This is a genomic window from Nocardia elegans NBRC 108235 (assembly GCF_001612845.1).
In the GTDB taxonomy this organism is placed as follows: Bacteria; Actinomycetota; Actinomycetes; order Mycobacteriales; family Mycobacteriaceae; genus Nocardia; species Nocardia nova.
Window position 1 is genome coordinate 56548 of the sequence record NZ_BDBF01000050.1, and the last position, 8149, is coordinate 64696.

Here is an 8149-nt window from a genome sequence, read left to right on the forward strand (position 1 = left end):
GTTTCCGGTATGACGGTGTGGGCGAACAGAGGTGCACGATGCGCATCGTGAGCAGTGCGTGTCACCTCTTCGAATACGAGGTCACCGCGGCAGGGCCGTGCGCGGTCGCGCTGGATCCGGCGGCCGTGCGCGCCCGGAAAATGTTCGTGGACTGCCTGGTCCTGCAGATCGCGGTCGAGCCGGGCGATGCCGCGGTACTTCCGGCGGCGGTCGAGGTCGTGAAAACCATTGCGCTACACAACGACGCCGGCTACATCGTCGTCGAAAGCGTGGCGCCGTGGGCACGAAACGATCGACGCGCCGGCGGCGGAGCACCTGACGACGTACTCACCGGCCTGGCGGATGCGCTGGACGTCGTGTCCGAGCTCACCGAGCGCCTGGAGGAACGCGGCGAACTGGTCCACCTGATGCCGTTCGGCTGGAACACGATTCGCTTCACCGAACTGGCCGGTGGGTCACGACCACGGCGGGTGACCCGATTGAATCCGGCACCGCTGCCGGCGGATCGGTCACGCCTCAGCCGCGCACCGCGGATGGCGGGCTCGTGCCGATCGTTGAGCTACTAGGCCGACTCACCAGGTCGGCAGGCGACGCCGTCCGGCGAGGACCTCACGCACGAGATCGTCGTAACCGTCGGCCAATTCGGCCAGGTGATGCCAGGCACTGTGCAGCACATCGTCGTTCGCGTCGAGGGTCATCAGCGCGTGGTGCGCGCGGACCGACGCTTCGGCCAGCCGGTCGATGACGGCGCCGATCGTTTCGGTGTGCAAGGTGGCGCCGGAACCCTGCTGCGGCACGGCGCGGACGATCCAATCGTCGATCGCCATCACCAATTCCATTCGCCGTCTGCCGATTTCGATCATCAGGGCGGAGTCCGGATCCGGAGTGGAACCGCCGCGGCCGAGCTGGCGTTCGAACAGCACCGCCAGGTCGCGCGCGAACCACAGGATCGGGCCGCCGATCACGCGGTGCCCCCGGCACGCACGCAACAACAGATCCGAACTCGGCAGAACTTCGGTCGTCAGGAACTCGACGGCCGTCGGTGTGTGTGGTGTGTCGGGCAATGCCACGACCACCATCGGGGACGTCTCCAAACCAGCCACGTTGCCTCGCCGTCGTCGCCGTACAACCAATGGTCAGGACGTTCATTACAATAAACCTCTGAATGTGTGTGTCAAGGGTCACACTGCCCCGTCAACCAGCAGAGTAGACTTTCTTTCGTTGAAGGTACAACCGAGGAGCGAGATGGCCGCCGGTCCGAGGTACCAGCGCATCGCCGACGTCCTACGGGAGGCGATTCGCGACGGCACGTACAAACCTGGTGATCGCCTGCCCAGCCACAACGAGCTGGCCGATCAGATGCATGTCTCGATCACCACCGCGCGCAACGCGATTCAGGTGCTCGTCGCCGAAAACCTGCTGTTCACAGCGACTTCCCGGGGCACGATCGTGCGCAGCCAGGAGGTCCTGGAATCCGTGGTGACCAGCCACATTCGGCGCGATCGCCCCAAGTCGGCACACGACATCTTCTCCGAGACCGCCCGTGCCGCCGGACGAGAACCGGCCAAACAGTTCAGCGCCCGGATGGAACCGGCCGGTACGGACGTCGCGCACTGGCTCGGCGTGCCGAAGGACTCCTGGGTCGTCGCCCGCACCGTGGTGCAGTACCTCGACAACGAACCGTGGTCGTGGGAGGTCAGCTACTATCCGCGTGACCTCGCCGAACTCACCGGAATCGATTCCCCGCACGACATTCCGGAGGGCACCACGCGGCGGCTGGCCGCGCGCGGATATCCCGAAACGGCCCATCGGGATACGGTCGTGGCGCGCCCCGCGAGTGCCGACGAGGCCGCCGTCCTGGGTGTCGGAGCCGGCACCATGCTGCTCGACCATCTGCGCATCGGCGCGAGCAACACCCGCGTCATGCGGGTCACGCGCCAGCGGTCGCTGGCCGCGCGCAACCGGCTGGCCTACGAACTCGGTGACGACGAGGGCACCGCCCTCATCCGCAAGACCCTGGGAGCGCCGCCTCCTCCGGGCAACTCCCATTCCTTCGGTAACTCGCTGGTTCCCGGCTCACCATGACGATCCGCATCCGCCAGGCCCGCTCGGCCGAACTCGGCAGCATCTGCCGACTGCGGCTCCAACGCACGGCCTGGCTTGCGGCACGCGGGTCGGACCAGTGGACCCGGCAGGGCCGGGGGCTGCCGATCGAACGGTTTGCCCACGCGGTCGGCCGGTCGGTTTCGGCCGGGGAGACCTGGGTGGCGGAGGTGAACGGCGAATTCGCGGGAACCGTCACCGTGAACGATCGCGCCGACCCCGGTTTGTGGTCACCGCGGGAGATCGCCGACGCGGTGATCGTGCACTACATGATCGTCGATCTGCGCTTCGCCGGCTGCCGTGTCGGCCGCGCGCTGCTCGCCCATGCCGCCGCGGTGGCCGTTGCGCGGCAACGCAATTGGGTGCGGTTGGACGCCTGGACCCGGAATACCGACCTGCACCGGTACTACCGCGCGGCGGGATTCCGGCTGGCCCGCATCGCCAACCCGGCGGTCAGCGGACCCTCGGCCGCGCTGTTCGAACGCCGCACCGACAGCTGGGACTTACCGGAACCGATAGTGCGGCGGCACCTGCACGCCGACCGGGTCGATCCGGTGCCCTGACCTCAGACCGGCGGCAGATAGCTCACCTGCACCATTTCGTTCTCCCGGGCACGGGATACGAGCGTGCCCCGGCCCGGTGCCAGCTTGCCCGACCGCACGTCGCCGAGCAGTTTGCCCTCGTCCTTGGGCGCCGACATCAGCAGCGCGTCGACCGACAGGTCCTTCATCATGCCCAGCACCTTGTCGTACAGCGCCCGCGAGGCACCGCCGGAGCGGCGCGCCACGATCAGATGCATACCGATATCGCGGGCCTGCGGGATGAATTCCAGCAGCGGCTCGAGCGGATTGCCCGCACCGGTGGCGACCATGTCGTAGTCGTCGACCACGATGTAGATCTCCGGTCCGGTCCACCAGCTGCGGTCGCGCAACTGCTGCGGGGTGATGTCCGAACCCGGAATCCGCTGTCGCAGATAGGCGGCGACCTCCTTGATCATGTCGAACGACGTCTGGCCCGAGGTGGAGTAACCGGCCAGCTGCTGGCCCTCCAGGACGCCGAGCATCGTGCGCCGGTAGTCGATCAGGATGACGCGCGCCTGCTCGGCCGTCGAATTCTCGGTGATGCCGAGCACGATGTTGCGCAGCAGCGTGGTCTTGCCGCACTCCACGTCGGCGAAGGCCATCAGATGCGGCTGGGCGTCGAAATCCATGACCAGCGGCGCCAATTCGTTCTCACCGAGGCCGACCACCACCCGGGTGGCGCTGCATTCGACCCCGTGCTTCGCGGCCTCGGCGAGCACCTGTTCGCGCGGCACCCGCAGCGGCAGCATGCGGACCGCGGGTGCGCGCCGATCACCGTAGAGCTCGGCGAACTGGCTGCGTGCCAGCGCGATACCGTCGGAGAGAGTCGCCGGATCGGAGCTGGAATCCAGGCGCGGCAGGGCGACCAGCATATGCAGCTTCTCCGGTGTCAGACCGCGGCCGGGGCGGCCCACCGGTACCAGCACCGCGGTGCGACGGTCCATTTCGGAATCGCTGGGGTCGCCGAGGCGCAGTTCGAGCCGGGTGCCGACGAGATCCTTGACCGCCGGGCGGATCTCGCCCCAGCGGGTGGCGCCGATCATGAGGTGGATGCCGTAGGACAGACCCTGCGCGGCCAGTGCGTTGAAGGCCGGTTCCAGTACGTCGAATTCGGCGCGGATGGTCGCCCAGCCGTCGACGACCAGGAAGACGTCGCCGAACAGATCCTGCGACAGCGGGTCCGCCGCCTGTTCGGCCGGACTCCGCTGTGCCAGTTCGGCTTTACGGCGGCGGAATTCGTGGATCGACTCGATGCCCAGCTCCCGGAACCGCTCCTCGCGCTGGTGCAGCAGGGTCACCATCTCGGCGACGGTGCGGCGCACCCGGTCGATATCCATGCGCCCGGCCACCGAGCCGACGTGCGGGATGTCGGACAGGCCCGCCAGCGTGCCACCACCGAAGTCCAGGCAGTAGAACTGCACCTGCTCCGGCGTGTGGGTGGCCGCGGCCGCCATGATGATCGAACGCAGCGTGGTCGACTTGCCCGACTGCGGACCGCCGACCACGGCCAGGTTACCCTGTCCCGCCGACAGATCCATGATCAGCACGTCGCGGCGCTGCTCGTAGGGCTTGTCGATCACACCGATCGGCCACCACAACCGGCCGTGCCGGTTCACCGGAGAGCGCCAGTCCGGATCGGGTAGCAGCATGTCCACCGACGGTGATTCGTCCAGCGGAGGCAGCCACACCTCGTGGGCCGGGCGGCCGTGACCGCGCAATCGATCCACGACCACATTGAGCAGTGTCTTGGGGACGGTTTCGGCGGGGGTGCCGGGCGGCAGCTCCAGCTCCGCTTCCGGTGAGCCGGGCGGCGGCGGAAGTTCGGGCCGGCCCAGCGGTCCGCGCGCCGGAGCGGCGGCGACCGGGGTGCGCACCGGGACCGGCGCCGCGGTGAACACCACCGGCTCCTGTCCGCCGCCGCGCTGCCCACCGCCGGTGCGGCCGGGCGCGTTGCCCGCGGGTGATTCGTAGGCGCCGGAGACGTAGCAGGCGTTGAACCGCAGCGGATCGTCGGCATCGCTTTTGAGGTAGCCCGAGCCCGGCACACTCGGCAGGTGGTAGGCGTCGGTGATGCCGAGCACCGCCCGCGACTCGTTGGCGGAGAAGGTGCGCAGGCCGATCCGGTAGGACAGGTGCGAGTCGAGGCCGCGCAGCTTGTTCTCCTCGAGCCGCTGCGAGGCCAGCAGCAGGTGGACGCGCAGGGACCGGCCCAGACGGCCGATCATGACGAACAGGTCCGCGAAATCCGGCTTCTGCGAGAGCAATTCGGAGAACTCGTCGACGATGATGAACAGCGCGGGCAGCGGATCCAGCGCCGCGCCGGCCGCGCGGGCTCGCTCGTACTCGGTGACGTTGGCGAAGTTGCCGGCCGAGCGGAGCAGTTCCTGGCGCCGGGTCATCTCACCCGACAGCGCGTCCTTCATGCGGTCGACGAGGGCGATCTCCTCCTCCAGGTTGGTGATCACCGCGGCGACATGTGCGAGCGATTCGAGTCCGAGGAAGGTGGCGCCGCCCTTGAAGTCGACCAGCACCATGTTCAGCTGATCCGGCGAATGGGTCGTCACCATGGACAGCACCAGGGTGCGCAGAAATTCGGACTTACCCGAACCCGTTGCGCCGATGCACAATCCGTGCGGGCCCATACCGTTCTCGGCCGACTCCTTGATGTCGATCTCGACCGGGGTGCCGTCGGGCGTGATGCCGATCGGCACGCGGAGCCGCTCGCGGTCGTTGCGCGGGCGCCACACCGACGCCGGATCGATCTGCGCGGCATCGGGAATCTTCAACAGCTCCATCAGGCCGGGCACGGCTCGCGATTCGTCGCCGAGGCTCACGATCTGGGCCGCGGTGGCCACCCGATAGCGGGCCAGCGCCCGCGCCAGGGTCTGCGCTTCGGCGATCGTCACCGGGTCGGACGTGGCGAATTGCTCCACGCCCGCGGCGGATCTCGCGGCGACGGTACCGTCGGCGACCACCAGCTGCAGACCGCGCCGCACCGCGAGCCCGCCCTGCGGCGCCGTGAGGTCGAGCACCGTGACCGAGTCCAGGCCGGCGTCGCTGACGATCCGCTCGGTACCGCTGACGTAGCCGTCGTCGATGATGACCAGCAGATGGATGCGCCCGGCGGTGGGCTGGGCGTTGCGCATGAACCGGCCGCGCTCGAGCAGTTCGGCCGCCATGGAGGTCTCGAGTTCGGCCAGCGAGCGATACATCATCCGGGCCGCGCCCATGCCGTCGCGGTCCACCGGATGTTGCAGGTGCGGAAGCCATTTCGCCCACGACCAGGCCTCGGCGTCCGGGTCGGCGCAGATGATCGCGACCGCGGCGTGGTCGGGGCCGTGGAAGGTCACGTATTCCATCAACATGGCGCGCACCAGCATGCGCGTCTCGTCCGGCCGGCCCTCGATGTTGATCGCGGGGAACGCACGCAACGACAGGGCCGTGGGCAGGCCGTGCACCACCGAATGGGTGCGCACGAAGCGGCGCAGCGCCACCGTGGAGACCGGCTCGAGGTCCTCGAGCGGACCGGTCTCCGGGCGGGCCAGTTTGGTGGCCAGCCGGTGACTGCCGACACCGACGCGCACATGCCCGAAATCCGGGTCGTTGGGGCGGCGTTCCCACATCCGGCGGGTGCCGGCCACCGCGCGCAGATCGGCCGGTTCCGGATGGCTCCAGATCAGCGATTGCAACTGAGCGCCACCGGTTTTGCGCACATCGCGGCGGACCTGGTCGAGGTAGCGGAAGTAGTCCTTGCGTTCCTCGTTCAGTTCGGCGGCGCGCTTGGGGCCGCCCGAGCCGCGCATTCCCGCCATCATCCCGACCATCGACATCAGCATCATCATCGGGAACATCAGCATGAAGGGGTTGGCGAGCAGATTGCGCCCCATCATCACCATCATCGCGAGCATGCCGACCACCGCGACCACCATGACCACGGGCATGAGCCGCATCAGCAGGGCGGGCGGCACCGGCCGCGGAATCTCCGGCGGGGCGGTGAGCGCCACCTCTCCGCCCGGTGCCCGCGGCGGGGCGATCCGCGGTCGGCGCACGAATCCGTCGGTGGACATGCCTACTCTCCTCGAGGCGAGTCGGTCCCGGTGGGAGCCGGGGTGGCGGACAGGTATCCGGCGGCCGGATCGTCGGCGACCGGTTCGGGTCGCCTGCGCCGGTAGGGAAGGGCGGCGGCCCAGCCGACGGCCAGCAGGGCCAGCAACGCACCGGAGCCGATGATCGCCACCCGGCGCGGCAGCGGATCGGGGCCCGGATCCGGAGCGGGCGGCGCGATCGCCCGCGGCACCTGCGCGGCCTGCCCGGGTGGCGGCGGCAGCTGCGCGGTGAGCGCCGCCAGCGGGTCGATGAGGCCGAATCCGACCCGATCGTCGCGGCCCGCACCGGGGTTGTGCGCGGTCCGCTCGATCCGGTCGATCACCTGCGTCGCGCTCAATTCCGGAAATCTGCTGCGCACCAAGGCCGCCAGACCCGAGACGAAGGCCGCCGAGAAGCTGGTGCCGTCGATGGTGAGCGGTCCGTCGTCACCGTGTTCGGTGTCGACCAGACCGGTTCCGCCCGGCTTGCTGTCGAGGGAGATGATCGACCGGCCGGGCGCGGCGACCCCCACCCACGGACCGTGGATCGAGAACGGCGAGGTCGCGCCGTCCGGATCGGTCGAGGCGACCGAGAGCACGTACGGGGTGAACCAGGCCGGGCTGATGACGGTGCGCACTCCGTTCCAGCCGCTGGTGTCGTTCTGGGCCGAGCAGGCGGACTGGTCGAGATTGCCCGCCGCGGCGACCACCACGACATTGCGGTCGGCGGCGTATTTCAACGCCGCGCCCAGTGCGCCGTCGGCGGTCTCGGAACCGGCTGGGCTGCAGGACACTTCGGAGATGTTGATCACGGTGGCGCCCATGTCGACCGCGCGCACCACGGCGGCCGCCATCGTCAGCACGTCGCCGTATCCGCCGGCGGCGACCTTGCCGGTCTCGTCGTTGTTGCGGTTCTTCGCCTCGTACTGCAGGCTCAGCTGCCGGATGGCCAGGATCTGCGCCTCCGGGGCGACACCGGAGAAGGCGTCGGCGGGACTCGGGCGCGCGGCGATCAAGCCGGCGACCAGGGTGCCATGGCCGTCGCAGTCCTCGGTGCCGTCGCCGGCGGTCACGAAGTCGCCGCCGGGTTGCAGATCCGGCAGGCGCGGATGGCGGTTCACCCCGGTGTCGATGACGGCGACCTTCTGTCCGGCGCCGCGACTGAACTTCCAGGCCCGGTCCAGATCGAGAATCCGCTGGGGCAGTGGCGGATCCCGCGGGATCGCCCCGGTCAGATACGGCTCGGCGCAGACCGCGCGCTTCTCGGTCTGGTCCGGCGGACCGTTCTTCGCGTTGACGGCCAGCGCCTGCCCGAGGGCGCCCTCGTCGATCGCCGGCGGGGCGACCGCGGTCGCGGGACCACCGCCGAGCAGCGACGCG

6 protein-coding genes are annotated in these 8149 nt (G+C 69.2%); 3 read left to right on the plus strand and 3 right to left on the minus strand.

Annotation, left to right across the window (positions count from 1 at the left end; genetic code table 11):
* Nucleotides 1–47 precede the first annotated feature (47 nt).
* Nucleotides 48–566, plus strand: a complete 519-nt coding sequence (locus tag NE2_RS28510; protein WP_146165371.1) for a hypothetical protein — start codon at nt 48–50, stop codon at nt 564–566.
* 6 nt (nt 567–572) lie between these two features.
* Here NE2_RS28510 and NE2_RS28515 read toward each other — a convergent pair whose 3' ends face one another.
* The gene (locus tag NE2_RS28515) at nt 573–1094 is read right to left on the minus strand and encodes a DUF4254 domain-containing protein (protein WP_228796215.1); all 522 of its coding nucleotides are present in this window, start codon (nt 1092–1094) and stop codon (nt 573–575) included.
* 151 nt (nt 1095–1245) lie between these two features.
* On the opposite strand from NE2_RS28515, the gene NE2_RS28520 reads away from it, so the two are divergent.
* Both NE2_RS28520 and NE2_RS28525 read left to right on the plus strand, forming a co-directional pair.
* Nucleotides 1246–2085: a GntR family transcriptional regulator gene (locus NE2_RS28520; RefSeq protein ID WP_063031071.1), complete on the plus strand. Its 840-nt coding sequence runs from the start codon at nt 1246–1248 to the stop codon at nt 2083–2085.
* Nucleotides 2082–2666 carry a GNAT family N-acetyltransferase gene (locus NE2_RS28525; RefSeq protein WP_063031073.1) on the plus strand — a complete coding sequence of 195 codons (585 nt, stop codon included), beginning with the start codon at nt 2082–2084 and terminating at the stop codon, nt 2664–2666. The genes NE2_RS28520 and NE2_RS28525 overlap by 4 nt, the downstream gene beginning before the upstream one ends.
* A gap of 2 nt (nt 2667–2668) precedes the next feature.
* On the opposite strand, the gene eccCa is transcribed toward NE2_RS28525, so the two are convergent.
* Nucleotides 2669–6751 (minus strand): type VII secretion protein EccCa, encoded by a 4083-nt coding sequence (gene eccCa, locus NE2_RS28530; protein ID WP_063031075.1) that lies wholly within the window; start codon nt 6749–6751, stop codon nt 2669–2671.
* Nucleotides 6752–6753: 2 nt separating this feature from the next.
* Nucleotides 6754–8142 (minus strand): type VII secretion-associated serine protease mycosin, encoded by a 1389-nt coding sequence (gene mycP / locus NE2_RS28535; protein ID WP_063031085.1) that lies wholly within the window; start codon nt 8140–8142, stop codon nt 6754–6756.
* Nucleotides 8143–8149: the final 7 nt, after the last annotated feature.

Excerpts from the sequence above, each read along its gene's own strand:
- NE2_RS28525 (WP_063031073.1), top strand. The coding sequence starts at position 2,082 with ATGACGATCCGCATCCGCCAGGCCCGCTCGGCCGAACTCGGCAGCATC.
- NE2_RS28520 (WP_063031071.1), top strand. The coding sequence starts at position 1,246 with ATGGCCGCCGGTCCGAGGTACCAGCGCATCGCCGACGTCCTACGGGAG.
- eccCa (WP_063031075.1), bottom strand. The coding sequence starts at position 6,751 with ATGTCCACCGACGGATTCGTGCGCCGACCGCGGATCGCCCCGCCGCGG.